The organism is Burkholderia sp. Bp9031, assembly GCF_003857965.1.
GTDB lineage: Bacteria > Pseudomonadota > Gammaproteobacteria > Burkholderiales > Burkholderiaceae > Burkholderia > Burkholderia ambifaria_A.
In genome coordinates, this window is record NZ_QTPW01000006.1 from 45,945 (window position 1) to 69,926 (window position 23,982).

Sequence of the window (23,982 nt, forward strand, 5' to 3'; positions counted from 1 at the left end):
TCGCCGGCCGCGGCGCGTGGCGCGCCGGGCGGGGCCCGCGTTCTTTGAAGGTTTGAAGGTTCGGAGGTTGAAATGAGTGTCGCTGATGTCAAGAAGGGCGTAGAGCAGAAGATGCAGCGCTCGATCGAAGCGTTCAAGAACGATCTGGCGAAGATCCGCACGGGCCGTGCGCATACCGGTCTGCTCGATCACGTGCAGGTCGACTATTACGGCTCGATGGTGCCGATCTCGCAGGTTGCGAACCTGACGCTCGTCGACGCGCGCACGATCGGCGTGCAGCCGTGGGAAAAGAACATGGTCGCGAAGGTCGAGAAGGCCATCCGCGAAGCCGATCTCGGCCTGAACCCGGCGACGGCCGGCGACCTGATCCGCGTGCCGATGCCGGCGCTGACGGAAGAGCGCCGCCGCGAGCTGACCAAGGTGGTCAAGGGCGAAGGCGAAACGGCCAAGGTCGCGATCCGCAACCTGCGCCGCGACGCGAACGAAGCGCTCAAGAAGCTCGTGAAGGACAAGGAAATCTCGGAAGACGACGAGCGCCGTGCGAGCGACGACGTGCAGAAGCTGACGGACAAGCACGTTGCCGAAGTCGACAAGCTCGTGCAGACCAAGGAAGCCGAGATCATGACGGTCTGACGACCGTCCTCGCGCGCCGCCTTCTTCCCGCATTACTGTCTCAACGGCCATGACCTATACCAGCTCTACCGTTCGCGTGCCTGACGTCGGCGCCGTGCCGCGTCATATCGCGATCATCATGGACGGCAACGGCCGTTGGGCGACCGAACGCCGCTTGCCGCGTGTCGCGGGGCACACCCGCGGCGTGGATGCCGTGCGGGCGGTGGTCGAAGGCTGCGCGCGCGCCGGCGTCGAATACCTGACGCTGTTCGCGTTCAGTTCGGAAAACTGGCGCCGGCCGAACGACGAAGTGTCGTTCCTGATGCGGCTGTTCATCACCGCGCTCGAGCGCGAGATCGGCAAGCTGCATGCGAACGGGATCCGCCTGCGGGTGGTCGGCGATCTCGATCGCTTCGAGCCGCGCATCCGCGAACTGATCCGCCGCGCCGAGACCAAGACGGCGCGCAACACCCGCCTGACCCTGACGATCGCCGCGAACTACGGCGGCCGCTGGGACATCCTGCAGGCGACGAAGAAGCTCGTCGAGCAGGCCGTGCGCGAGGGCCGCGAGGTCGACGTGACCGAAGATGCGTTCGCGCCGCACCTGGCCATGGCCTACGCGCCGGAGCCCGATCTCTTCATCCGCACCGGCGGCGAGCAGCGCGTCAGCAATTTCCTGCTGTGGCAGCTCGCGTACGCGGAATTCTATTTCACCGACAAATACTGGCCGGACTTCGACGGTGCGGCGCTGGCCGACGCGATCGCGTCGTATACCGAGCGCGAGCGCCGTTTCGGGCGCACCAGCGCGCAGCTCGAACCGCAATCGCAGAACGCCGATTCCCTTTCATGCTGAAGACCCGTGTGATCACGGCGGTCGTGATGCTGGCGGTGCTGCTGCCGGTGACGCTGTTCGCGCCGCTCGCAGCGTTCGGTGCACTGATCGGTGTCGTGCTCGTGTTCGCCGCGTGGGAATGGGCGCGCTTGCTGAAGCTCGGCGCGGCCGGTTCCGTCGTCTATGCGATTGTCGCGGCGCTGGCGCTGGCGGCGACCGCGCCGCTCGGCATCGATGCCGCTTCATCCCGTCCCCTTTTCATGGCAGCCGGCGTGTTCTGGCTGCTGGTCGGCCCGTTCTCGCTGCGGCGCAAGCCGGAACTCGCGGGCGGCGTATGGCGGCCGTTCCTGCTCGCGGCCGGGCTCGTCGTGTTCGCGGCCTGCTGGCACGCGCTCGTCGCGGCGCGTGCGCAGGGCGTTCCGTTCGTGCTGTCGCTGCTTCTGGTCGTCTGGCTGGCCGATATCGGCGCATACTTCGCGGGCAAGGCCTTCGGAAGGCGTAAACTCGCCATTACGATCAGTCCCGGGAAGAGCTGGGAAGGCGCGATCGGCGGCTGGCTCGCCGTGATGGTCGTCGCGGGTGTCGCGATGGCCGCGCACTGGTTCGAGCCGACCCTGTTTTCCGCATTCGCGACGCGCTACGGGATGCCCGGCGCGTGGGCTGCGCTGACGCTGCTGGTCGCCTACAGCGTGATCGGCGACCTGTTCGAGTCGCTGCTCAAGCGTCAGGCGGGCGTGAAGGATTCCAGCGGCCTGCTGCCCGGTCACGGCGGCGTGCTCGACCGCGTCGACGCGCTGTTGCCCGTGCTGCCGCTCGCAATGCTGCTGCTTGGTTAAACCACTATTTCTGTTATGCAAAAACGTCTGACACTGCTCGGTTCCACGGGCTCGATCGGAGACAGCACGCTCGACGTGGTTGCCCGCCATCCCGAGCGTTTCTCGATCTACGCGTTGACCGCGCACCGCAACGGCGACAAGCTCGTCGAGCAGTGCCTGCGCTTCGCGCCCGAAGTCGCGGTGGTCGGCGATGCCAACACGGCTGCGCACGTCGAGGCAAAGCTGCGCGCAGCGGGCAGCAAGACCACGGTGCTGTACGGGCCGCAGGCGCTCGTCGATGTGTCGAAGAGCGACGGCTGCGACACGGTCGTCGCTGCGATCGTCGGCGCAGCCGGCCTCGCGCCGAGCCTGGCGGCCGCGTGCGCCGGCAAGCGCATCCTGCTCGCGAACAAGGAATCGCTCGTGATGTCGGGCGCGATCTTCATGGACGCCGTGCGTGACCATGGCGCGATCCTGCTGCCGGTCGACAGCGAACACAACGCGATCTTCCAGTGCATGCCGCGTGACGCGAACGAGCACGGCGGGATCTCGAAGATCATCCTGACCGCATCGGGCGGCCCGTTCCGCACGCGCGAGCCGGCCACGCTCGTCGACGTGACGCCGGACGAGGCCTGCAAGCACCCGAACTGGGTGATGGGCCGCAAGATTTCCGTCGATTCCGCGACGATGATGAACAAGGGCCTCGAGGTGATCGAGGCACACTGGATCTTCGGCTTGGCCGGCGACCGGATCGACGTGCTGATCCACCCGCAGAGCGTGATCCATTCGCTCGTGTCGTATCGCGACGGCTCGGTGCTCGCGCAGCTCGGCAACCCCGACATGCGCACGCCGATCGCGCACGCGCTGGCATTCCCGGAGCGTGTCGACGCGGGTGTCGACCAGCTCGACCTCGCGCAGATCGCGCAGTTGTCGTTCGAGAAACCCGATTACACGCGCTTCCCGTGCCTCGCGCTCGCGCTGAAGGCGCTTGAAGAGGGCGGCATCGCGAGTGCGGCGTTGAACGCGGCGAACGAAATCGCGGTCGAAGCGTTTCTCGAGCGTCGGATCGGCTTCATGGCGATCGCGGCGACGGTCGATGCGGTGCTCAACGCACTGCCGAACCGCAACCCGAACGGGCTCGACGACGTCCTTGCGGCGGACGCCGAGGCACGCCGCCTCGCCGCCGAGATTATTGCGAAAGCGCCTGCGCCACGCGTGGAGCGCACTGTCTGAATGAGGTGCTCATGAACGTGCTGGTCGAACTGATCGCGTTTGCGGTGGCGATCGGGGTGCTGGTCGTCGTGCATGAGTACGGACACTATCGCGTCGCGCGCTGGTGCGGCGTTAAGGTGTTGCGTTTCTCGATCGGATTCGGCCAACCCGTCGCGCGCTGGGTCAGCCGCAGGACCGGCACCGAGTGGACGCTCTCCGCGCTGCCGCTCGGCGGTTACGTGAAGATGCTCGACGAGCGCGAGCCGGGGCCGGGCGTGAAGCCCGAGGAGCTCGGCCAGGCGTTCAACCGGCAATCGGTGTTCAAGCGCATCGCGATCGTCGCCGCCGGCCCGATCGCGAACTTCCTGTTGGCAATCGTCCTCTTTTCCGCCGTATTCGCAACCGGCGTGACCGAGCTGGCCGCAGTGCTCGCGCCGCCGGCCGCCGGTACGGCGGCGGCGCGCGCGGGCTTCGACGGCAGCGAGACGATCGTATCGATCCGCGACGCCGAGGGCGGCGAGGCCGTGCCGGTGCGCTCGTGGTCGGACCTGCGCTGGAAGCTGCTGGCCGCCGCGTTCGATCATCGCGAGGTCGTGCTCGGCGCGCGCGACGGCGGCGCGTCGACGTTCGACTTCCGCGTCGACCTGCGCAACGTGCCCGAAAGCGAGCTCGACGACGATTTCATGATGCACCTGGGCTTCGAGGCCGGCGGCGGCACGTTGTCGGTGGCGTCGGTACAGCCCGGCAGCGCCGCCGAGCAGGCGGGCCTGAAGGCCGGTGACAAGCTGCTCGCGCTCGACGGCAAGCCGATCGGCGGCGCGTCGCGCTTCATCGACGCGGTGAAGCACCACGCGGGCCAGACGGTCGATCTGCGGGTCGAGCGCGGCGGCGCCATACGGACGGTGTCGATCGTGCCGCAGGCGCAGCGCGACGACGAAACGGGGCAGCAGGTCGGCCGCATCGGCGCGGCGTTGTCGATGCACACGCCGTCGGTCGACGTGCGCTACGGGCCGATCGAGAGCCTGCAGCTCGGCGCGCGTCGCACGTGGGACATCTCCGTTTATTCGCTGAAGATGTTCGGGCGGATGATCACGGGCAACGCGTCGCTGAAGAATCTGTCCGGCCCGGTGACGATTGCCGACTACGCGGGCAAGAGCGCGCGGCTCGGTCCGTCGGCCTTCCTGTCGTTCCTCGCCCTTGTCAGCATTAGCCTCGGGGTGCTGAACTTGCTGCCGATTCCCGTTTTGGACGGGGGTCATCTGTTATATTATCTGGTTGAAGCCGCGACCGGGAAAGCCGTTTCGGAGCGCTGGCAGCTGATTCTGCAAAGAGCCGGGCTGATCTGCATCGTCGCGTTGTCGGCGATCGCGCTGTTCAACGACCTGGCTCGGTTAATCCATTTCTGAAGCGTCAGGTGGCGGCCAGTCGGCCGCCGCCTGATTTGATGCAGCTAAATATTGGGGATGCACGTTGTTCAAACCTCATCGCTTTGTACCTAAGACAGTTGCAGCGGCCGCGCTCGCCGCGCACGGCCTCGCGGCGCATGCAGCGGCACCGTTCGTGGTGCAAGACATCAAGATCGAGGGGTTGCAGCGCGTCGAAGCGGGTTCGGTGTTCGCCTACCTGCCGATCAAGCAGGGCGATACCTTCACCGACGACAAGGCATCCGAAGCAATCCGCGCGCTGTACGCGACGGGCTTCTTCAACGACGTGCGCATCGCCACCCAGGGCAACGTCGTGATCGTGCAGGTGCAGGAGCGTCCGGCCATCGCGTCGATCGATTTCACCGGCACGAAGGAATTCGACAAGGACAACCTGACGAAGGCGCTGCGCGCGGTCGGCCTGGCCGACGGCCGCTACTACGACAAGGCACTCGTCGACAAGGCGGAGCAGGAGCTCAAGCGCCAGTACCTCACGCGCGGCTTCTACGCAGCCGAGGTCAAGACGACGGTCACGCCGGTCGACGCGAACCGCGTGTCGATCCTGTTCGCGGTCGCCGAAGGCCCGAGCGCGAAGATCCGCCAGATCAACTTCATCGGCAACAAGGCGTTCAGCACCAGCACGCTGCGCGACGAAATGCAGCTGTCGACGCCGAACTGGTTCTCCTGGTACACGAAGAACGACCTGTACTCGAAGGAAAAGCTGACGGGCGACCTCGAGGCCGTGCGCTCGTACTACCTGAACCGCGGCTACCTCGAGTTCAACATCGAGTCGACCCAGGTGTCGATCTCGCCCGACAAGAAGGACATGTACCTGACGGTCACGCTGCACGAAGGCGAGCCGTACACGGTGTCGGGCATCAAGCTGTCGGGCAACCTGCTCGATCGCCAAGCTGAACTGAACAAGCTGATCAAGATCAAGCCGGGCGATCGCTTCTCGGCCGAAAAGCTGCAGCAAACGACGAAGTCGATCGTCGACAAGCTCGGCGAATACGGCTACGCATTCGCGACCGTCAACGCGCAGCCGGACATCGACCAGGCAAACCACAAGGTGAACCTGAACCTTGTCGTCGATCCGAGCCGCCGCGTGTACGTGCGCCGCATCAACGTGGTCGGCAACACGCGCACGCGCGACGAAGTCGTGCGCCGCGAAATGCGCCAGCTCGAAAGCTCGTGGTTCGATTCGAACCGCCTTGCGCTGTCGAAGGACCGCGTGAACCGTCTCGGCTACTTCACCAACGTCGACGTGACGACGGTGCCGGTCGAGGGCACGAACGACCAGGTCGACGTGAACGTGAAGGTCGATGAAAAGCCGACCGGCGCGATCACGCTGGGCGCGGGCTTCTCGTCGACGGACAAGGTGGTGCTGTCGGCCGGCGTGTCGCAGGACAACGTGTTCGGTTCGGGCACGAGCCTGTCGGTGAACGTCAACACCGCGAAGAGCTACCGCACGCTGACGGTCACGCAGGTCGATCCGTACTTCACGGTCGACGGCATCAAGCGGATCACGGACGTCTACTACCGCACGTACCAGCCGCTCTACTATTCGACGAGCTCGAGCTTTCGGATCATTAGCGCGGGCGGCAACCTCAAGTTCGGCATCCCGTTCTCGGAAGTCGACACCGTGTACTTCGGCGCAGGCTTCGAGCAGAACCGTCTCGACGTCGACTCGAACACGCCACAGAGCTACCAGGATTACGTGAACGAGTTCGGCCGCGTGTCGAACACGGTGCCGCTGACCGTCGCGTGGTCGCGCGATGCGCGTGACAGCGCGCTGATCCCGAGCCGCGGCTACTTCACGCAGGCGAACGTCGAATACGGCGTGCCGGTCGGCAAGATCCAGTACTACAAGGCCGACCTGCAGGCGCAGTACTACTATTCGTTCTCGCGCGGCTTCATCCTGGGCCTGAACCTGCAGGGCGGTTACGGTAACGGCATCGGCAACCCGTACCCGATCTTCAAGAACTACTACGCGGGCGGTATCGGCTCCGTGCGTGGCTACGAGCCGAGCTCGCTGGGCCCGCGCGACACGAAGACGAACGACCCGATCGGCGGCTCGAAGATGGTGGTCGGCAACATCGAGCTGACGTTCCCGCTGCCGGGCACCGGCTACGACCGCACGCTGCGCGTGTTCACGTTCCTCGACGGCGGTAACGTGTGGGGCAACGCGCCGGGCGGCACGAGTACCGGCGCGAACGGCCTGCGTTACGGCTACGGTGTGGGTCTTGCGTGGATCTCGCCGATCGGTCCGCTGAAGCTGAGTCTCGGCTTCCCGCTGCAGAAGCACGAAGGCGACCAGTACCAGAAATTCCAGTTCCAGATCGGGACGGCGTTCTGATCGAACGCATGACAACAGTAACGAGAGGGTAATTTTGCCAACCGGTAAGTTTTCGAAACGAGTGATGTGTGCGCTGACCGTTGCGCTGGCCTTGGGCGCGGCGACGGCACATGCTCAGGACGTCGCCCGCATCGCGGCGGTCAATTCGGATCGGATCCTGCGCGAGTCGGCGCCCGCCAAGGCGGCGCAGACGAAGCTCGAAGCCGAGTTCGCGAAGCGCGACAAGGATCTGCAGGATCTCGCGGCGCGTCTGAAGTCGATGTCCGACTCGCTGGACAAGAACAGCGCGTCGATGTCGGCGGCCGATCGTGCGCAGAAGCAGCGCGATCTCGCGCAGCTCGACACCGACTTCCAGCGCAAGCAGCGCGAGTTTCGCGAAGACCTGAACCAGCGCCGCAACGAGGAGCTCGCGGCGGTGCTGGAGCGCGCGAACAAGGTCATCAAGCAGATCGCCGAGCAGCAGAATTACGACCTGATCGTGCAGGAAGCCGTGTACGTCAGCCCGCGCATCGACATCACCGACAAGGTGCTCAAGGCGCTCGCGTCCGGCTCGACGAACTGAACGGAGCAGACGACGAATGGCATTGACGCTCGAGGAACTCGTAAAGCGGTTCGGCGGCGAGATCGCCGGCGACGCCCAGTGCAAGGTGGGCGGCCTCGCGCCGCTCGACCAGGCAGGCCCTCAGCAACTCGCGTTTCTCGCGAATCCGAAGTATCTGTCGCAGGTCGAGACGACCCGCGCCGGCGCGGTGCTGATCGCGCCGAAGGATTTCGAAAAGCTGGGTGCGGCCGCTGAAGGCCGGCCGGCCGGCCCCCGGGACGCCGGCCCCCGCAATTTCATCGTGACGCCGAATCCGTACGCGTACTTCGCGCGCGTCGCGCAGATGTTCATCGATCTCGCCACGCCGCCGCGCGCGGCCGGCGTGCATCCGAGCGCGACGATCGATCCGGCCGCGCAGGTTGCCGCGAGCGCGGTGATCGGCCCGCACGTGACGGTCGAGGCCGGTGCGGTCATCGAGGACGGCGTGCAACTCGACGCGAACGTGTTCGTTGGCCGCGGCACGACGATCGGCGCCGGTTCGCATCTCTATCCGAACGCATCGGTGTACCACGGCTGCAAGATCGGCCCGCGCGCGATCATCCATTCGGGTGCCGTGATCGGTTCCGACGGGTTCGGCTTCGCGCCCGATTTCGTCGGTGACGGCGATGCGCGTACCGGCAGCTGGGTCAAGATCCCGCAGGTCGGTGGCGTATCGGTCGGCCCGGACGTCGAGATCGGCGCGAACACGACGATCGATCGCGGCGCGATGGCGGACACCGTCATCGAGGAATGCGTGAAGATCGACAACCAGGTCCAGATCGGCCACAACTGCCGGATCGGCGCCTACACGGTGATCGCCGGCAGCGCGGGCATCGCGGGCAGCACGACGATCGGCCGTCACTGCATGATCGGCGGCGCGGCGGGCATCGCCGGCCACGTGACGCTCGGCGACTATGTCATCATCACCGCGAAGTCGGGCGTGTCGAAGTCGCTGCCGAAGGCCGGCATCTACACGAGCGCATTCCCGGCCGTCGATCACGGCGAATGGAACCGGAGCGCCGCGCTCGTGCGCAACCTCGATAAGCTGCGCGAGCGCATCAAGGCGCTCGAGACCGCGCTGGCCGCCCAGGGCGGCACGGACGCCTGAGCGCATCATGCGAGACCACGAACCGGGCACGGCCAGCGCATCCGGCCCGGTTTGCCAGACTGGGCCGCGCGGCGGCCCGCTTCAGCCTTTGCATCACCACCGCGCAGCCTCTGCGTGAGACGAACCATCATGAGCACTGAAAAAATCAATCTCGACATCCACAAGATCCTCACGCTGCTGCCGCATCGCTACCCGATTCTGCTCGTCGACCGCGTGCTCGAACTCGAGCCGCACAAGGGGATCAAAGCGCTGAAGAACGTGTCGATCAACGAGCCGTTCTTCCAGGGGCACTTCCCGAAGCGGCCGGTGATGCCGGGCGTGCTGATCCTCGAGGCGCTCGCTCAGGCGGCCGCGCTGCTGACGTTCGCGGAAGAGCAGCCGAAGGATCCGGAAAACACGCTGTACTACTTCGTCGGCATCGACGGCGCGCGCTTCAAGCGCGTGGTCGAACCGGGCGATCAACTGATTCTGAACGTGACGTTCGAACGCTACATCCGCGGCATCTGGAAGTTCAAGGCGGTGGCGGAAGTGGACGGCAAGGTGGCGGCGGAAGCCGAACTGATGTGCACGGTCAAGACGGCCGACGCGGCGCCCTGAGCGACGCGGCACGCATGGGCAACGTAACGCGAGCAACGCGACACATCACATCGAGAGGCAACGGCGCATGACCAGGATTCATCCCACCGCGATCGTCGAACCGGGCGCGCAGATCGACGAGTCCGTCGAGATCGGGCCGTATGCGATCGTCGGGCCGCACGTCACGATCGGTGCACGCACGACGGTCGGCTCGCACAGCGTGATCGAAGGTCACACGACGCTCGGCGAGGACAACCGCATCGGCCATTACGCGTCGGTCGGCGGTCGTCCGCAGGACATGAAGTACAAGGACGAGCCGACGAAGCTCGTGATCGGCAATCGCAACACGATCCGCGAATTCACGACGATCCACACGGGTACCGTGCAGGATATCGGCGTGACGACGCTCGGCGACGACAACTGGATCATGGCCTATGTGCATATCGGTCATGACTGCCGCGTCGGCAACAACGTGGTCCTGTCGAGCAACGCGCAGATGGCCGGCCACGTCGAGATCGGCGACTGGGCGATCGTCGGCGGGATGTCGGGTGTGCACCAGTTCGTGCGCATCGGCGCGCACTCGATGCTGGGCGGCGCCTCGGCGCTCGTGCAGGACGTGCCGCCGTTCGTGATCGCGGCCGGCAACAAGGCCGAGCCGCACGGCGTCAACGTCGAAGGCCTGCGCCGGCGCGGTTTCTCGCCCGACGCGATCTCGGCGCTGCGCAGCGCGTACCGCCTGCTGTACAAGAACGGCCTGTCGCTCGAGGAAGCGAAGGTGCAGTTGCGTGAGCTGGCGGCCGCGGGCGGCGAAGGCGATGCAGCGGTCACCGCGCTCGTCGAGTTCATCGACGCGTCCCAACGCGGCATCATCCGCTAAGCGATGTCGCTCCCGACCAATCAGCTCCGGCTCGCGATGGTGGCCGGCGAGCCGTCGGGCGATTTGCTCGCGGCGTCGCTGCTCGGCGGACTTCAAGAGCGGCTGCCCGCGTCGACCCGGTACTACGGGATCGGCGGACAGCGGATGCTCGCGCACGGCTTCGATTCGCACTGGCAGATGGATAAGCTCACGGTGCGCGGCTACGTCGAGGCGCTGGGCCAGATTCCGGAGATCCTGCGGATTCGCGGCGAGCTGAAGCGCCAGCTGCTCGCGGAGCGGCCCGACGCGTTCATCGGCGTCGACGCGCCCGACTTCAATTTCAACGTGGAGCAGGCCGCGCGCGACGCGGGCATCCCGTCGATCCATTTCGTGTGTCCGTCGATCTGGGCGTGGCGCGGCGGGCGGATCAAGAAGATCGCGAAGTCCGTCGACCACATGCTGTGTCTGTTCCCGTTCGAACCGGCGATCCTCGACAAGGCGGGTGTCGCATCGACGTATGTCGGTCATCCGCTGGCCGACGAGATTCCGCTCGAACCCGACACGCACGGCGCGCGCATCGCGCTCGGCTTGGCCGCAGACGGCCCGGTGATCGCGGTGCTGCCGGGCAGCCGCCGCTCGGAGATCGGGCTGATCGGCCCGACGTTCTTCGCGGCGATGGCGCTGATGCAGCAACGCGAGCCCGGCGTGCGGTTCGTGATGCCGGCGGCGACGCCTGCGCTGCGCGAGCTGCTGCAGCCGCTCGTCGACGCGCATCCGCAGCTCGCGCTGACGATCACGGACGGCCGCTCGCAGGTCGCGATGACGGCCGCCGACGCAATCCTCGTGAAGAGCGGCACAGTCACGCTGGAAGCCGCGTTGCTGAAGAAGCCGATGGTGATCTCGTACAAGGTGCCCTGGCTGACCGGGCAGATCATGCGCCGGCAGGGCTATCTGCCGTACGTCGGCTTGCCGAACATCCTGGCGGGGCGCTTCGTCGTGCCCGAGCTGCTGCAGCATTTCGCGACGCCCGAGGCGCTCGCCGATGCGACGCTCACGCAGCTGCGCGACGACGCAAACCGCCGCACGCTGACCGAAGTCTTTACCGAAATGCATCTTTCGCTGCGGCAGAACACGGCCGCGAAGGCCGCCGAGGCGGTCGTGCGCGTACTCGAGCAACGCAAGGGGCGCGCATGACGGCAGCTCGTGCACCACGCCGCCGCGCGTCGATCGACGTGCAGGGCGGGTTCGACTTCAGCCGGCCCGACGAGATCGTCTGCGGCGTCGACGAAGCGGGCCGCGGCCCGCTCGCGGGGCCGGTCGTGGCCGCCGCGGTGATCCTCGACCCCGCGCAGCCGATCGACGGGCTTGACGATTCGAAGGCGCTGTCCGCGAAAAAGCGCGATGCGCTGTACGACTTGATCGTCGCGCGTTCGCGCGCGTATTGCGTCGCGTCGGCGAGCGTCGACGAGATCGACACGCTCAACATCCTGCACGCGACGATGCTCGCGATGAAGCGGGCCGTCGAGGGCTTGTCGGTGCTGCCGACGCTTGCGCAGATCGACGGCAACCGCTGTCCGACGCTGATGGTGCGTGCCGAGGCGATCGTCAGCGGCGATGCGCTCGTGCCGAGCATCTCGGCCGCGTCGATCCTCGCGAAGGTCACGCGCGACCGCATGCTGGTCGACCTGCATGAACGCTTCCCGGTGTACGGCTTCAACGTGCATGCGGGCTACGGCACCGCGAAACATCTTGCCGCGCTGCGCGAACACGGCCCGTGCGAAGCGCATCGGCGCTCGTTCGCGCCGGTGCGCGCGGCACTCGACCTGATTCGATGAAAAGCATTACATCCCGTGACAACCCGCTATACAAACGCCTGAAGGCGCTCGCGGGTTCGACGTCCCAGCAGCGGCGCGGCGGCCAGGCGCTGCTCGAAGGTTTCCATCTCGCCAGCGCGTATCTCGACACGGGCGCGACACCCGAGCTATGTGTCGCGACCGAAGGCGCACTCGCGCACGACGAAGCGCAGGCGATCATCGCGCGCGTCGATGCCCAGCGAGTCGTCACGCTGCCCGACGCGCTGTTCGGCCAACTGTCGAACGTGGTCAGCGGCGTGGGTTTCCTGCTGCTCGTCGATCGGCCGGAGCAGCCGCTGCCGGAGCGTGTCGCGCATACGTCGGTGGTGCTCGACGGTGTGCAGGATGCCGGCAACGTCGGCTCGATCCTGCGCAGCGCGGCGGCGGCCGGCGTGCGGCACGTGTTCTGCGCACCGGGCACGGCCTACGCGTGGTCGTCGAAGGTGCTGCGTTCGGGGATGGGCGCGCACTTCCTGCTGTCGATCCACGAGGATGTCGAGCCGGACGCGCTCGCCGGGCGGCTCGACGTGCCGGTCGCGCTGACCGACTCGCACGGCGCGCTGGCAGTCTACGACTGCGATCTGGCCGGACCCGTCGCATGGGTGTTCGGCAACGAGGGCGCCGGCGTATCGGCGTTCTGGCGCGACGCGGCTACGCATCGCGTGACGATTCCGCAGCCGGGCGGGATGGAGTCGTTGAACGTCGCTGCCGCGGCGGCGGTGTGCCTGTTCGAGCAGGTGCGGCAGCAGCGGCGCGCGTGACATGACAACCTGGCGCACGGCGTCGCCCGCGCAGATCCCGCACCACGAAAAAGGCCGCGTCGAACGCGGCCTTTTTGCTTTTGGCGGCGGCCACGGCCGCCGGCACGCCGGTCGTCAGTATGACTGCCGATCGAGGCGGATTTCCTGCAGGATCGTCGTCGCGATCTCCTCGATCGACTTGTGTGTCGACGACAGCCAGTTGATCCCTTCGCGGCGCATCATTGCCTCGGCCTCGTTGATCTCGTAGCGGCAGTTTTCCGGCGCCGCGTACTTGCTGCCCGGGCGGCGCTCGTTGCGGATCTCCGACAGGCGCTGAGGGTCGATCGACAGCCCGAACAGCTTGTCGCGATGCGGCGACAGTGCCGACGGCAGCTTGCCGCGCTCGAAATCTTCCGGAATCAGCGGATAGTTGGCCGCCTTCACGCCGTACTGCATCGCGAGATACAGGCTCGTCGGCGTCTTGCCGCTGCGCGACACGCCGACCAGGATCACGTCGGCTTCCGACAGGTTGCGGTTCGACTGGCCGTCGTCGTGCGCGAGCGAGAAGTTGATCGCCTCGATCCGCGTCTTGTATTCCTCGGTGTCGGCGTTCTGGTGGCCGCGGCCCATCGCGTGGCTCGACTTCAGCTCCAGTTCCTGCTCGAGCGGCTCGACGAAGCGCTGGAACATGTCCAGCACGAGCGCGTTCGAGCGCTTGACGATGTCGTTCGACTCGCTGTCGACGAGCGTCGTGAACACGATCGCACGGCGGCCGTCGTGCACGGCGGCATCGTTGATCTTCTCGACGGTCGCATAGGCTTTCTCGAGCGAGTCGACGAACGGCACGCGCACGAGGCGGAATTTCTGGTCGAACTGGGAGAGGATCGAATGCGCGAAGGTTTCGGCAGTGATCCCGGTGCCGTCGGAGACGATGAAAACGGTAGGCAGCATGAATCTGGGCGTCGAGCGTGAAGGGCGGTTGCGCGGGCGCTGGAGGTTCGCCTCCACACGCAGTGACAAGGTCGCGCCACATCCGGCAGCCGGCACGGTAGAATAGCGGCAACCTGTTGGATAAGCAATTGCGGGGGCAGGGTGCGAACAGCGCCCCAGGCTTGGCCGCTCGATTCGAAAATTCCCGGCAAGTTCGGCGATTTGTCTGAATATATCGCCCTTCTGCCGGGATTTTTGCAAATCGGGTCGGAAGTTTTTCCGCCGCTGCGATTGTTTCTCCAACAGGTTGCGCAAGACGCGCCGCGCCTTTTTGCAAGCGCCCGCGTCCGAGCCCACTTGCGCAATCGAGCATTTTTTTCACACTTAGGGGCTTGTATGACTAACGCAGCAAACGTCGCAAAGGACCAGGCGTATGTAATCCCGTTCGAGCAGTTGCGGATGACCGATGTGGAGATCGTGGGCGGCAAGAATGCGTCGCTCGGCGAGATGATCAGCCAGCTTTCCGAAGCAGGCGTTCGCGTACCCACCGGTTTCGCCACGACCGCGCTCGCATTCCGCGATTTCCTCAAGCACAACGATCTGACCGATCGCATCGCCAAGCGTCTCGAGTCGCTCGACATCGACGACGTGAAGGCGCTCGCCGAAGCCGGTGCCGAAATCCGCAAGTGGATCGTCGATGCGCCGATGCAGGCACGTCTCGAGGAGGAAATCCGCGCCCAGTTCGAAATCCTGAAGAGCGGCTCGCCGGGCGAGCTGTCGTTCGCCGTGCGTTCGTCCGCGACCGCGGAAGACCTGCCCGACGCATCGTTCGCCGGTCAGCAGGAGTCGTATCTGAACGTCGTCGGCATCGAAGACGTGCTCGACCGCATGAAGCACGTGTTCGCGTCGCTGTACAACGACCGCGCGATCTCGTATCGCGTGCACAAGGGCTTCACGCACGCCGAAGTCGCACTGTCGGCCGGCGTGCAGCGCATGGTCCGCTCGGACGTCGGCGCGGCCGGCGTGATGTTCACGATCGACACCGAATCGGGCTTCAAGGACGCCGTGTTCATCACGTCGAGCTACGGCCTGGGCGAAACCGTCGTGCAGGGCGCAGTGAACCCGGACGAGTTCTACGTGTTCAAGACGACGCTCGCGCAGGACAAGTACCCGATCATCCGCCGCTCGATCGGCTCGAAGCTGATCAAGATGGAATTCACGCAGCCGGGCGAGCCGGGCCGCGTGAAGACGGTCGACGTGCCGCACGAGCAGCGCAACCGCTACTCGATCACCGACGAAGACGTGATCGAGCTGGCGAAGTACGCGGTCATCATCGAGAAGCACTACGAGCGTCCGATGGACATCGAGTGGGGCAAGGACGGCCGTGACGGCAAGATCTTCATCCTGCAGGCACGTCCGGAAACGGTGAAGAGCCAGGCGAGCGGCAAGGCCGAGCAGCGCTTCAAGCTGAAGGGCCAGTCGCAGGTGCTGGCGACGGGCCGCGCGATCGGCCAGAAGATCGGCGCGGGCCCCGTGCGCGTGATCCAGGATCCGTCGGAAATGGAACGCGTGCAGCCGGGCGACGTGCTGGTGGCCGACATGACCGACCCGAACTGGGAGCCGGTGATGAAGCGTGCGGCGGCGATCGTCACGAACCGTGGCGGCCGGACCTGCCACGCGGCGATCATCGCGCGCGAGCTCGGCGTGCCGGCAGTGGTCGGCTGCGGCGACGCGACCGACGTGCTGAAGGACGGCGCGCTCGTCACCGTGTCGTGCGCGGAAGGCGACGAAGGCAAGATCTACGACGGGCTGCTCGAGACCGAAGTCACGGAAGTGCAGCGCGGCGAGCTGCCGGAAATCCCGGTCAAGATCATGATGAACGTCGGCAACCCGCAACTCGCGTTCGACTTCTCGCAACTGCCGAACGGCGGTGTCGGCCTCGCGCGTCTCGAGTTCATCATCAATAACAACATCGGCGTGCACCCGAAGGCGATCCTCGAGTACCCGAACATCGACCAGGACCTGAAGAAGGCCGTCGAGAGCGTTGCGCGCGGTCACGCGTCGCCGCGCCAGTTCTACGTCGACAAGCTGACGGAAGGCGTCGCGACGATCGCTGCGGCGTTCTATCCGAAGCCTGTGATCGTGCGTCTGTCCGACTTCAAGTCGAACGAGTACAAGAAGCTGATCGGCGGTTCGCGCTATGAGCCGGACGAGGAAAACCCGATGCTGGGCTTCCGCGGCGCGTCGCGCTACATCGCCGAGGACTTCGCGCAGGCGTTCGAGATGGAATGCCGTGCACTGAAGCGCGTGCGCGATGAAATGGGCCTGACCAACGTCGAGATCATGGTGCCGTTCGTGCGTACCGTGAAGCAGGCGGAGCGTGTCGTCGGCCTGCTCGAGAAGTTCGGCCTGAAGCGCGGCGAGAACGGCCTGCGCCTCGTGATGATGTGTGAAGTCCCGACCAACGCGATCCTCGCCGAAGAGTTCCTCGAGCACTTCGACGGTTTCTCGATCGGCTCGAACGACCTCACGCAGCTCACGCTCGGCCTCGACCGCGACTCGGGTATGGAACTGCTGGCCGTCGACTTCGACGAACGCGATCCGGCGGTCAAGTTCCTGCTCAAGCGTGCGATCGATACCTGCCGCAAGATGGGCAAGTACGTCGGCATCTGCGGCCAGGGCCCGTCGGATCACCCGGACTTCGCGCAATGGTTGACCGACGAAGGCATCGTGTCGATCTCGCTGAACCCGGACACGATCATCGATACGTGGCAGGCGCTCGCCAACCGGAAGTAACGGTCGGTAATGCATCTTCGGCGAAGGAGCGGCGCCGTCGCTCCTTCAATGAAGGCAAAATGCAAGGTCCATGCTATAAACACCCCGGTAAGCACCGGGGTGTTTTTGTTTGTCGGTACTCGCCGGGCCGCCCCAAGAGTGCCGACCGCCCCCTTGGGGGGCAGCGAACGTAGTGAGCGTGGGGGCCCCCGTCGGTACTCGCCGGGCCGCGCCAAGAGTGCCGACCGCCCCCTTGGGGGCGGCGAACATAGTGAGCGTGGGGGCCGTTTTTCGGGAGACCACAATGATGTCGGGGCATCTGTTCTGGTGGGTTGCGGTGGGCGTGCTGGTCGTGGCCGAGTTGCTGACGGGCACGTTCTACCTGCTGATGATCGCGCTCGGCTTTCTCGCGGGCGCGCTGCTGCAGCTCGCCGGTTTCGCGCCGCACGTGCAGTTCGGCGCGGCGGCGGTGGTTGCGATCGTCGCGATGATCGTGCTGCGTCGCTCGGGGCTCGGCCGTAAGCAGAAGCGCGACACGTCGATGAATCCGGACGTCAATCTCGATATCGGCTCGACCGTCACCGTCGACGCGTGGCATGACGGCCGCGCGCGCGTGCAGTATCGTGGCGCCGACTGGGACGTCGAGCTTGCGGCCGGCGAGCGCGACGATGCGCGCGTGTATCAGGTGAGCGCCGTGCGCGGCAACAGTCTCGTCGTCAAAGCGAAACCGGCGGGTTGATCGTCCACTGATAAAACAAGGAGGGAACACTTCATGGATTCGCTGATCATCTGGGTTGTCCTGCTCGTCATCGCGATCGTGATCGTGTCGAAGACGGTGAAGATCGTGCCGCAGCAGCATGCATGGGTGCTCGAACGCTTCGGGCGCTATCACGCGACGCTGTCGCCTGGTCTCAATATCGTGCTGCCGTTCGTCGACCGGATCGCCTATCGGCACGTGCTGAAGGAGATTCCGCTCGACGTGCCGAGCCAGGTCTGCATCACGCGCGACAATACGCAGCTGCAGGTCGACGGCGTGCTGTACTTCCAGGTGACCGATCCGATGAAGGCGTCGTACGGGTCGAGCAACTTCGTGCTCGCGATCACGCAGCTCGCGCAGACGACGCTGCGCTCGGTGGTCGGCAAGCTCGAACTCGACAAGACGTTCGAGGAACGCGACTTCATCAACCACAACATCGTGTCGGCGCTCGACCAGGCCGCCGCGAACTGGGGCGTGAAAGTGCTGCGCTACGAGATCAAGGACCTGACGCCGCCGAAGGAGATCCTGCACGCGATGCAGGCGCAGATCACCGCCGAGCGGGAAAAGCGTGCGCTGATCGCCGCATCCGAAGGCCGCAAGCAGGAGCAGATCAACCTCGCGTCGGGTGCGCGCGAGGCGGCGATCCAGAAGTCCGAGGGCGAGCGGCAGGCCGCGATCAACCAGGCACAGGGCGAGGCGGCCGCGATTCTCGCGGTGGCCGAGGCGAACGCGCAGGCGATCCAGAAGATCGCGAACGCGATCCAGTCGCAGGGCGGGATGGATGCCGTGAACCTGAAGGTCGCCGAACAGTATGTCGGCGCGTTCTCGAATCTCGCCAAACAGGGCAATACGTTGATCGTGCCGGCGAACCTGTCGGATCTCGGCACCGCGATCGCGTCGGCGCTGACGATCGTCAAAAGCGCCGGAGCGGCCTCGGCCGGGAAGGCCTGAGCTGGACTACGCGGTCTGCGGGCCGCCGTCGCGTGTGATCGGCGTGCGGCGAATCGTCGCGCAGTCGGGGCGGGAATGATGCATGTGCGGCGCCGTCGGCACCTTTTCTGCAGCCGAAGCGGGCGCCGTGGCGTGCCGAATGGCGCCTCGGCCACCGCCGGGCACCCGGCATGCGCGAGTCACATGTCCCAAAGCAACACGGCCCGCTGCGAGCGGGCCGTGTCGTTTGCGATGCGGGGCGTGTGTTTCAGGTACCGTTGCGCATGATGCGGGCCTTTTCGCGTTCCCAGTCGCGTTTCTTCTCGGTTTCTCGCTTGTCGTGCAGCTTCTTGCCCTTCGCGAGCGCGATGTCGCATTTCACGCGACCGCCCTTGTAGTGGAAGTTCAGCGGCACGAGCGTGTAGCCGCGCTGCTCGACCTTGCCGATCAGTTTCTTGATTTCCTCGCGGTGCAGCAGCAGCTTGCGCGTGCGGACCGGGTCGGGCTTGATGTGCGTCGAGGCTTCGGGCAGCGGGCTGATGTGGGTGCCGATCAGGAAGATCTCGGCGTTCTTGACCACGACATAGCCTTCCTTGATCTGGCCGCGCCCGGCGCGCAGCGCCTTGACTTCCCAGCCCTCGAGCACGAGCCCCGCCTCGTAGCGTTCCTCGATGTGATAATCGAAGTGCGCTTTCCTGTTGTCGATGATGCTCATGAAAGGATCGGGCCAACTCGTTTAAAATCACGATTTTAGCAAAGCGGGGCGGGAATCGCCCGGCTTGCGTTCTCACCTCAAGCGATGCCGCGCGATTTATGGCAGATGTCCAGAAAACAGTATTGATCCGTCATTCGGCGGAACAGATGTTCGACCTCGTCACCGATGTGGCCGACTACCCCAATTTCCTGCCCTGGTGCGGCGGCGTCGAGATTCGCCGTCAGGATGACAGCGGGATGGAAGCGCGCATCGACATCAACTTCAAGGGCATCAAGCAGCATTTCGCGACGCGCAACTCGCAGCAGCGCCCGACGCGGATCGACATGGAGTTCGCGGACGGCCCGTTCAAGAAGTTCACCGGCTCGTGGCGCTTCATTGCGCTGCGTTCCGATGCGTGCAAGATCGAATTCGCGCTGCACTACGAGTTCTCGAGCATCCTGCTCGAGAAGATCATCGGGCCCGTGTTCAGCCACATCGCGAACACGTTCGTCGATTCGTTCGTGAAGCGCGCCGACCAGCGCTACGGGAAAGGGTGACGCGATGCTGTCGATCGAAGTCTGCTACGCGCTACCGGATCGCCAGACGCTGATTCCGGTGTCACTGCCCGAAGGCGCGACCGTGCGCTCGGCCATCGATGCGAGCGGCGTGCTTGCACTGCACCCGGAGATCGATCTCGCGCATGCGAAAACCGGCGTGTTCGGCAAGCTCGCGCCGCTCGACGCGCCGCTCGCCGATCACGACCGCGTCGAGATCTACCGCCCGTTGATTGTCGATCCGAAGCTCGCGCGCCAGCGGCGCGTCGACAAGACGCGTCGCGAAGGCTCCATCGAGGGCCGCAAGTGGATGCACAAGGACGCGCGCTGACGCGTCGCTCCAGCGCCGTTTCATTTCCACAGTTCTCGACCGTTCCGATTCGTCAGACCACGCGCGGCCGCGCTCAGTGGGCCGTGATGTTTGCGCTCACGGCCGCGCTGCCGGGCGTATCGCCGCCAGCGTGCGTGTCGCTGTGGCGACGCACCGACCCGTAGACGCCCGCCAGCAGCAGTGCGAGCGCCGCGATCTCGAGCCCGCGCGGCATCCGGTGGTCGTAGACGAACGCGTAGAGCATCGCGAACACCGTTTCGAACACGATCAACTGGCCCGACAGCGTGAGCGGCAGCCGCTTCGACGCCGCGTTCCACAGCCCGTTGCCGAGCCATGACGCGCCGATCGCGAGCGCGAGGTTCAGCAGCCAGAACAGCTGCCAGCGCGATGCCGGGACCGCCGCCTGCACCGTGCCGGCCGGCAGCGCGAGGATCGCGAGCCAGCAGAGGCCGCCGATCAGGCCCGTCACGACGCCCCACAGCACCGACCACTCGTTGCCGCCGAAATGATGGTGGCGCTGCAGGTAGCGTGCGTTCGCGACCGCGTACCAGGTCCAGCTCGCGAGCGCGCCGCTTGCGCAGGCGATGCCGGCGAGCTTCTGGCCGAGCGTCGTCGCCTGCGCGGCTTCCGATGTGAAGAGGTCGATGTTGATGCAGACGATGCCGGCGATGACCAGCGCGAGCGGGGCGGCGAGACGCCGCAGCGACACCGCGCCGCGATCGCCGAGACCCGCGAGCGTGACGGTCACGGGCAGCACGCCGACGATCAGCGAGCTGGGCGCGATGCCGATCAGGTGCACGGCGCCGGACAGCAGCATGTAGTACGCGACGTTGCCGATCAGCGCGAGCTTCGCGAGCGCGACGAGATCCTCGCGGGTCAGCCGCGCGAGCAGCGAGCGGGCGGCCGGCAGGGCCGCCGCCAGCGACACGAGGCCGTACATCGCATAGCGGCCCGCGCTCAGCAGCAGCGGCGAGAAGTCGGTCATCAGCCGTGGCACGAGAAACACCATGCCCCACAACGCGCCCGCGAGGACGCCATACACCACACCGCGCTGCATCGACTGCTCCGAACGAAAGACTGACGAGCGCGCATGTTAGCGACGGCGGCGCGACCGCGTCTTGTTCATTCCTGCACTCGGAGGCGGGTGGGCTTCGGCATCGGCCGCGAGCGCCGCCGCGATCCGGTCCTGTTTGCCGGGGATCGCGGCGGGCCGGGCTGCCCTTCGACGATCAGCGGATCAGTCCTCTGCCGGTTCGGCCGCCGCCGCACCGTCGCCCGCGGCGGATGAGCGCGCGGGACGGCGCACGGCGCGCAGCTTGCCGCTGTTGCCGCCGCCGCAGTAGAACGTGTCGCGACCGTCGGACTCCAGCCCCGACACGCCGACGCCGGGCGGCATGTCGACCTGCTCGAGCACCTGCCCGGTGCGCGGGTCGATCCGCCGCAGCTCGCTCTCGTCCGCTTCCCAGGTGCCGTGCCACAGCTCGCCGTCGACCCACGTCACGCCGGTGACGAAGCGGTTCGATTCGAGCGTGCGCAGCACGGCGCCCGACTGCGGATCCACCTGATGAATCTTGCGCTCGCGGTACTGGCCGACCCACAGCGTGCCTTCGGCCCAGGCGAGCCCGGAATCGGCGCCGCCGCCGGGCGCGGGGATCGTCGCGAGCACGCGGCCCGAGCCGGGATCGATCTTCTCGATGCGGTCCTCGACGATCTGGAACAGGTGGCGCCCGTCGAACGCGGTGCCCGCGTGCGCGGCGACGTCGAGTGCGCGCACGGTCGTGCCGCGTTCGGGGTCGAGCGCGTTCAGCTTGTCGCCGGACGCAAACCACACGTGCTGCCCGTCGAACGTGACGCCGTGCACGCCGTCGCCGCCCGGAAACGGGCCGTATTCGCGGAGGATGTCTGCGGTGGAGCGTTTCATGTCCGTCACCTCGTCGTTGGTGTACCCATCCTAGTCGCCCGGCAGTGGCGCGGGGAGTAACAAGGTCGTCGCGAATCCGGGCAGCGGCGGCGTCATCCAGCGGCGCGCGCGACCGCGGCCGAGCGCCTGCACCTTGTCCGCTTCCGCGAGCGCGTCGAGCGCACGCTGCACGGTGCGCTGGTTCGCGCCGAGCGCGAGGGCCAGCGCGGAGCTCGACCACGCCTCGCCGTCCGCGAGCAGCGCGAGCACGGCCGCGTGGCGGTCGTCGACGGGCCGCGCGAGCACGACGGTCTCGCGCAGGCCGAGCGGTTCGAGCGCGAAGCCGTGCGGTGTCGCGGTGATGTTCGCGAGCGGTCGCAGCATCGCGCGCAGGCGGCCGATCTCGACGCGCAGGCGGGCGCGATGCGATTCGTCCGCGTGTTTCGCGCGAAACGCCGCGGCGACGAGCGCGTTTCTCGACACGTCGCCGGGCCACGCCTCGCCGAGCAGGCGGGCGAGCACGAACAGCACCGGGCGGCGCGCGAGCGACACGGTCGTGCGCGCGTCGCGCACCGCGTGGCGGCATGCATCGACGACGAGTGCGTTCGATTCCAGCAGCGCTTCCACCTCGTCGAGCAGCACGAGCCGCGACGCGCCGCGCGCGATCAGTCGTGCGGCCGGCGTATCGAGCACGCGCGCGGCCGTGTCGACTTCGGCAGTCAGCGCGGCGATGCCGGCGTCGCGCGCGGCCGCGCGCGCACGGGCGAGGGCCATGCGCGCCGCGTGCGGGCGGATGCGGCGCATCGCGATGCCGGCCGCGATCAGTTCGTGCGCCGCGCGCGATGCGGCCGGCAGCGGCGCGGGATCGAGGCTCGCGAGCCGGCGTTCGGCGTCGTCGACGCGCCCGATCAGCAGCAGCCGGCGCACGCCGAGATAGCGCGCATGCGCGGCGTTCGCGCGGTCGCCGTGGGCGTCGAGCGTCGCGCAGGCGGCGTCGAGCGCGCGCGACGGCCAGCCGAGATCGCGTGACGCCAGCGCGATCTCGGCTTCCGCGACAACGCAGCGCGCCCGCGCGACGGCTTCCTTCGCGCCGAACGCGCGGGCCGCGCCGCGCACGAGCGTCCGGGCGCGCTCGAAATCACCGAGCTGGGCCATCGCGATGCCGCGCAATGCGAGCGCCGGTGCGTCGTCGCGCAGCGCGACGCGGTTCAGCGCGCCGAGCGGGTCGCCCGCCGCGAGCACGCGCGCGGCGGCCGTGATCAGCGAATCCATCCGAATCCCGACACAGTTGTCACTCCCTGCGGTCCGATGCCCGGCCCTAATCTAGCACCACGCACACGGCAGATGCGCCGTGCCCGGATCCCTGTCGAAAGGAGGAACCCGCAATGACGAACCATCTCACCGGAACGCGCGCCGAATGGCTGGCTGCGCGCCGCGCGCTGCTCGACGCAGAAAAGTCGCTGACGCGGCAGAGCGACGAACTCGCGCGGCGGCGGCAGGCGCTGCCGTGGGTGCGCGTCGACAAGACCTACCGGTTCGATACCGAGGACGGCCCTGCGACGCTCGGCGATCTGTTCGGCGGCCGCTCGCAACTGCTCGTCTATCATTTCATGTTCGGTCCCGACTACAAAGCCGGCTGCCCGTCGTGCTCGGCGCTCGCCGACGGCTTCGACGGTTTTGCGGTCCACCTCGCGAACCACGACGTGACGCTCGCGGCGGTGTCGCGCGCGCCGCTCGCGAAGCTGCTCGCGTACCGGCAGCGGATGGGCTGGCACTTTCCGTGGGCGTCGTCGGACGGCGGCGAGTTCAACTTCGACTTCAACGTATCGTTCACGGAAGCGCAGCAGCGCACCGGCGACGTCGAATACAACTATGCGCGGGCCGGCCACGCGATGGACATGGACCCGCCGCCGGCCGCCGTCGCGCAGTTCGCGGCGACGTGCGGCACCGACGCCGCCACGTACGCGCGCGACCGGCCCGGAATGAGCGCGTTCGTGCGCGAGGCCGACGTCGTTTATCACACGTATTCGACGTATGCGCGCGGGCTCGACGGGCTGTGGGGGATGTACCAGTGGCTCGATCGCGCGCCGCTCGGGCGCAACGAGACGGGCGTGTGGTGGCGTCGTCATGACGAATACGCGCGCGGTTGA

General features: G+C 66.6%; 24 protein-coding genes. 19 read left to right on the forward strand and 5 right to left on the reverse strand.

The features are described from left to right. Positions 1-72 precede the first annotated feature (72 nt). From frr to DIE15_RS10045, 13 genes are all read left to right on the forward strand, one after another. Positions 73-633, forward strand: a complete 561-nt coding sequence (gene frr / locus DIE15_RS09985; RefSeq protein ID WP_057925426.1) for a ribosome recycling factor — start codon at positions 73-75, stop codon at positions 631-633. A 49-nt stretch (positions 634-682) separates the two neighbouring features. Further along, positions 683-1,465: a polyprenyl diphosphate synthase gene (gene uppS / locus DIE15_RS09990; RefSeq protein WP_057925425.1), complete on the forward strand. Its 783-nt coding sequence runs from the start codon at positions 683-685 to the stop codon at positions 1,463-1,465. Beyond that, positions 1,459-2,280 carry a phosphatidate cytidylyltransferase gene (locus tag DIE15_RS09995; RefSeq protein WP_124833112.1) on the forward strand — a complete coding sequence of 274 codons (822 nt, stop codon included), beginning with the start codon at positions 1,459-1,461 and terminating at the stop codon, positions 2,278-2,280. Before uppS ends, DIE15_RS09995 begins: the two co-directional genes overlap by 7 nt. A 15-nt stretch (positions 2,281-2,295) precedes the next feature. After that, a complete protein-coding gene (locus tag DIE15_RS10000) occupies positions 2,296-3,492 on the forward strand; it encodes a 1-deoxy-D-xylulose-5-phosphate reductoisomerase (protein ID WP_124833113.1) in 1,197 nt (398 codons plus the stop codon). A gap of 11 nt (positions 3,493-3,503) precedes the next feature. Continuing rightward, entirely contained in the window at positions 3,504-4,877 is a 1,374-nt protein-coding gene (gene rseP, locus DIE15_RS10005) for an RIP metalloprotease RseP (protein ID WP_057925422.1), read from the forward strand. A gap of 64 nt (positions 4,878-4,941) precedes the next feature. Then, complete coding sequence (bamA, locus tag DIE15_RS10010) at positions 4,942-7,248, forward strand: outer membrane protein assembly factor BamA (RefSeq protein WP_057925421.1); 2,307 nt, start codon at positions 4,942-4,944, stop codon at positions 7,246-7,248. Between the two features lie 64 nt (positions 7,249-7,312). Beyond that, entirely contained in the window at positions 7,313-7,810 is a 498-nt protein-coding gene (locus DIE15_RS10015; RefSeq protein ID WP_175824955.1) for an OmpH family outer membrane protein, read from the forward strand. A gap of 16 nt (positions 7,811-7,826) precedes the next feature. Then, a complete protein-coding gene (lpxD, locus tag DIE15_RS10020) occupies positions 7,827-8,936 on the forward strand; it encodes a UDP-3-O-(3-hydroxymyristoyl)glucosamine N-acyltransferase (protein ID WP_057925419.1) in 1,110 nt (369 codons plus the stop codon). Between the two features lie 129 nt (positions 8,937-9,065). Further along, positions 9,066-9,533 carry a 3-hydroxyacyl-ACP dehydratase FabZ gene (fabZ, locus tag DIE15_RS10025; RefSeq protein ID WP_006495559.1) on the forward strand — a complete coding sequence of 156 codons (468 nt, stop codon included), beginning with the start codon at positions 9,066-9,068 and terminating at the stop codon, positions 9,531-9,533. Positions 9,534-9,600: 67 nt separating this feature from the next. Next, positions 9,601-10,389 carry an acyl-ACP--UDP-N-acetylglucosamine O-acyltransferase gene (lpxA, locus tag DIE15_RS10030; RefSeq protein ID WP_057925418.1) on the forward strand — a complete coding sequence of 263 codons (789 nt, stop codon included), beginning with the start codon at positions 9,601-9,603 and terminating at the stop codon, positions 10,387-10,389. Positions 10,390-10,392: 3 nt separating this feature from the next. Then, on the forward strand, positions 10,393-11,562 hold the full coding sequence (gene lpxB, locus DIE15_RS10035) for a lipid-A-disaccharide synthase (RefSeq protein ID WP_124833115.1): 1,170 nt from the start codon (positions 10,393-10,395) through the stop codon (positions 11,560-11,562). Continuing rightward, positions 11,559-12,203: a ribonuclease HII gene (gene rnhB / locus DIE15_RS10040; RefSeq protein ID WP_057925416.1), complete on the forward strand. Its 645-nt coding sequence runs from the start codon at positions 11,559-11,561 to the stop codon at positions 12,201-12,203. Before lpxB ends, rnhB begins: the two co-directional genes overlap by 4 nt. After that, positions 12,200-12,982 carry an RNA methyltransferase gene (locus DIE15_RS10045; protein ID WP_124833116.1) on the forward strand — a complete coding sequence of 261 codons (783 nt, stop codon included), beginning with the start codon at positions 12,200-12,202 and terminating at the stop codon, positions 12,980-12,982. Before rnhB ends, DIE15_RS10045 begins: the two co-directional genes overlap by 4 nt. Positions 12,983-13,096: 114 nt before the next feature. On the opposite strand, the gene DIE15_RS10050 is transcribed toward DIE15_RS10045, so the two are convergent. Beyond that, a complete protein-coding gene (locus DIE15_RS10050; RefSeq protein ID WP_057925414.1) occupies positions 13,097-13,912 on the reverse strand; it encodes a pyruvate, water dikinase regulatory protein in 816 nt (271 codons plus the stop codon). A 375-nt stretch (positions 13,913-14,287) separates the two neighbouring features. Here DIE15_RS10050 and ppsA point away from each other — a divergent pair, with 375 nt between their 5' ends. From ppsA to DIE15_RS10075, 3 genes are all read left to right on the forward strand, one after another. Beyond that, positions 14,288-16,687: a phosphoenolpyruvate synthase gene (gene ppsA, locus DIE15_RS10060; RefSeq protein ID WP_057925413.1), complete on the forward strand. Its 2,400-nt coding sequence runs from the start codon at positions 14,288-14,290 to the stop codon at positions 16,685-16,687. Between the two features lie 283 nt (positions 16,688-16,970). Next, positions 16,971-17,405, forward strand: coding sequence for an NfeD family protein (locus DIE15_RS10070; protein WP_057925412.1), 435 nt, complete (start codon positions 16,971-16,973; stop codon positions 17,403-17,405). Between the two features lie 33 nt (positions 17,406-17,438). After that, on the forward strand, positions 17,439-18,374 hold the full coding sequence (locus DIE15_RS10075; protein ID WP_057925411.1) for an SPFH domain-containing protein: 936 nt from the start codon (positions 17,439-17,441) through the stop codon (positions 18,372-18,374). 247 nt (positions 18,375-18,621) lie between these two features. Here the strand turns inward: DIE15_RS10075 and smpB are convergent, their stop codons facing one another. Continuing rightward, complete coding sequence (smpB, locus tag DIE15_RS10080; protein ID WP_057925410.1) at positions 18,622-19,068, reverse strand: SsrA-binding protein SmpB; 447 nt, start codon at positions 19,066-19,068, stop codon at positions 18,622-18,624. Between the two features lie 98 nt (positions 19,069-19,166). On the opposite strand from smpB, the gene DIE15_RS10085 reads away from it, so the two are divergent. After that, the gene (locus DIE15_RS10085) at positions 19,167-19,604 is read left to right on the forward strand and encodes a type II toxin-antitoxin system RatA family toxin (protein ID WP_124833118.1); all 438 of its coding nucleotides are present in this window, start codon (positions 19,167-19,169) and stop codon (positions 19,602-19,604) included. 4 nt (positions 19,605-19,608) lie between these two features. Continuing rightward, a complete protein-coding gene (locus tag DIE15_RS10090; protein ID WP_057925408.1) occupies positions 19,609-19,932 on the forward strand; it encodes an RnfH family protein in 324 nt (107 codons plus the stop codon). A gap of 73 nt (positions 19,933-20,005) precedes the next feature. Here DIE15_RS10090 and DIE15_RS10095 read toward each other — a convergent pair whose 3' ends face one another. The 3 genes from DIE15_RS10095 to DIE15_RS10105 form a co-directional block, all read right to left on the reverse strand. Then, the gene (locus DIE15_RS10095; protein ID WP_124833119.1) at positions 20,006-20,989 is read right to left on the reverse strand and encodes a DMT family transporter; all 984 of its coding nucleotides are present in this window, start codon (positions 20,987-20,989) and stop codon (positions 20,006-20,008) included. A 180-nt stretch (positions 20,990-21,169) separates the two neighbouring features. Beyond that, positions 21,170-21,853, reverse strand: coding sequence for a glutaminyl-peptide cyclotransferase (locus tag DIE15_RS10100; RefSeq protein WP_124833120.1), 684 nt, complete (start codon positions 21,851-21,853; stop codon positions 21,170-21,172). 30 nt (positions 21,854-21,883) lie between these two features. Then, complete coding sequence (locus tag DIE15_RS10105) at positions 21,884-23,104, reverse strand: helix-turn-helix domain-containing protein (RefSeq protein WP_124833121.1); 1,221 nt, start codon at positions 23,102-23,104, stop codon at positions 21,884-21,886. Between the two features lie 113 nt (positions 23,105-23,217). Between DIE15_RS10105 and DIE15_RS10110 the strand changes: the two genes are divergently transcribed. Further along, positions 23,218-23,982, forward strand: a complete 765-nt coding sequence (locus DIE15_RS10110) for a DUF899 domain-containing protein (RefSeq protein ID WP_124833122.1) — start codon at positions 23,218-23,220, stop codon at positions 23,980-23,982.

What these genes read in the sequence shown, in the direction of transcription:
- DIE15_RS10085 (WP_124833118.1), top strand. Translation starts at nt 19,167, where the DNA reads ATGGCAGATGTCCAGAAAACAGTATTGATCCGTCATTCGGCGGAACAG.
- ppsA (WP_057925413.1), top strand. Translation starts at nt 14,288, where the DNA reads ATGACTAACGCAGCAAACGTCGCAAAGGACCAGGCGTATGTAATCCCG.
- DIE15_RS10100 (WP_124833120.1), bottom strand. Translation starts at nt 21,853, where the DNA reads ATGAAACGCTCCACCGCAGACATCCTCCGCGAATACGGCCCGTTTCCG.
- DIE15_RS10045 (WP_124833116.1), top strand. Translation starts at nt 12,200, where the DNA reads ATGAAAAGCATTACATCCCGTGACAACCCGCTATACAAACGCCTGAAG.
- frr (WP_057925426.1), top strand. Translation starts at nt 73, where the DNA reads ATGAGTGTCGCTGATGTCAAGAAGGGCGTAGAGCAGAAGATGCAGCGC.
- lpxD (WP_057925419.1), top strand. Translation starts at nt 7,827, where the DNA reads ATGGCATTGACGCTCGAGGAACTCGTAAAGCGGTTCGGCGGCGAGATC.
- DIE15_RS10095 (WP_124833119.1), bottom strand. Translation starts at nt 20,989, where the DNA reads ATGCAGCGCGGTGTGGTGTATGGCGTCCTCGCGGGCGCGTTGTGGGGC.
- rnhB (WP_057925416.1), top strand. Translation starts at nt 11,559, where the DNA reads ATGACGGCAGCTCGTGCACCACGCCGCCGCGCGTCGATCGACGTGCAG.
- smpB (WP_057925410.1), bottom strand. Translation starts at nt 19,068, where the DNA reads ATGAGCATCATCGACAACAGGAAAGCGCACTTCGATTATCACATCGAG.
- fabZ (WP_006495559.1), top strand. Translation starts at nt 9,066, where the DNA reads ATGAGCACTGAAAAAATCAATCTCGACATCCACAAGATCCTCACGCTG.
- lpxB (WP_124833115.1), top strand. Translation starts at nt 10,393, where the DNA reads ATGTCGCTCCCGACCAATCAGCTCCGGCTCGCGATGGTGGCCGGCGAG.
- lpxA (WP_057925418.1), top strand. Translation starts at nt 9,601, where the DNA reads ATGACCAGGATTCATCCCACCGCGATCGTCGAACCGGGCGCGCAGATC.
- DIE15_RS10015 (WP_175824955.1), top strand. Translation starts at nt 7,313, where the DNA reads ATGTGTGCGCTGACCGTTGCGCTGGCCTTGGGCGCGGCGACGGCACAT.
- uppS (WP_057925425.1), top strand. Translation starts at nt 683, where the DNA reads ATGACCTATACCAGCTCTACCGTTCGCGTGCCTGACGTCGGCGCCGTG.
- rseP (WP_057925422.1), top strand. Translation starts at nt 3,504, where the DNA reads ATGAACGTGCTGGTCGAACTGATCGCGTTTGCGGTGGCGATCGGGGTG.
- DIE15_RS10000 (WP_124833113.1), top strand. Translation starts at nt 2,296, where the DNA reads ATGCAAAAACGTCTGACACTGCTCGGTTCCACGGGCTCGATCGGAGAC.
- DIE15_RS10090 (WP_057925408.1), top strand. Translation starts at nt 19,609, where the DNA reads ATGCTGTCGATCGAAGTCTGCTACGCGCTACCGGATCGCCAGACGCTG.
- DIE15_RS10105 (WP_124833121.1), bottom strand. Translation starts at nt 23,104, where the DNA reads ATGGATTCGCTGATCACGGCCGCCGCGCGCGTGCTCGCGGCGGGCGAC.
- DIE15_RS10070 (WP_057925412.1), top strand. Translation starts at nt 16,971, where the DNA reads ATGATGTCGGGGCATCTGTTCTGGTGGGTTGCGGTGGGCGTGCTGGTC.
- DIE15_RS10075 (WP_057925411.1), top strand. Translation starts at nt 17,439, where the DNA reads ATGGATTCGCTGATCATCTGGGTTGTCCTGCTCGTCATCGCGATCGTG.
- DIE15_RS10050 (WP_057925414.1), bottom strand. Translation starts at nt 13,912, where the DNA reads ATGCTGCCTACCGTTTTCATCGTCTCCGACGGCACCGGGATCACTGCC.
- DIE15_RS09995 (WP_124833112.1), top strand. Translation starts at nt 1,459, where the DNA reads ATGCTGAAGACCCGTGTGATCACGGCGGTCGTGATGCTGGCGGTGCTG.
- DIE15_RS10110 (WP_124833122.1), top strand. Translation starts at nt 23,218, where the DNA reads ATGACGAACCATCTCACCGGAACGCGCGCCGAATGGCTGGCTGCGCGC.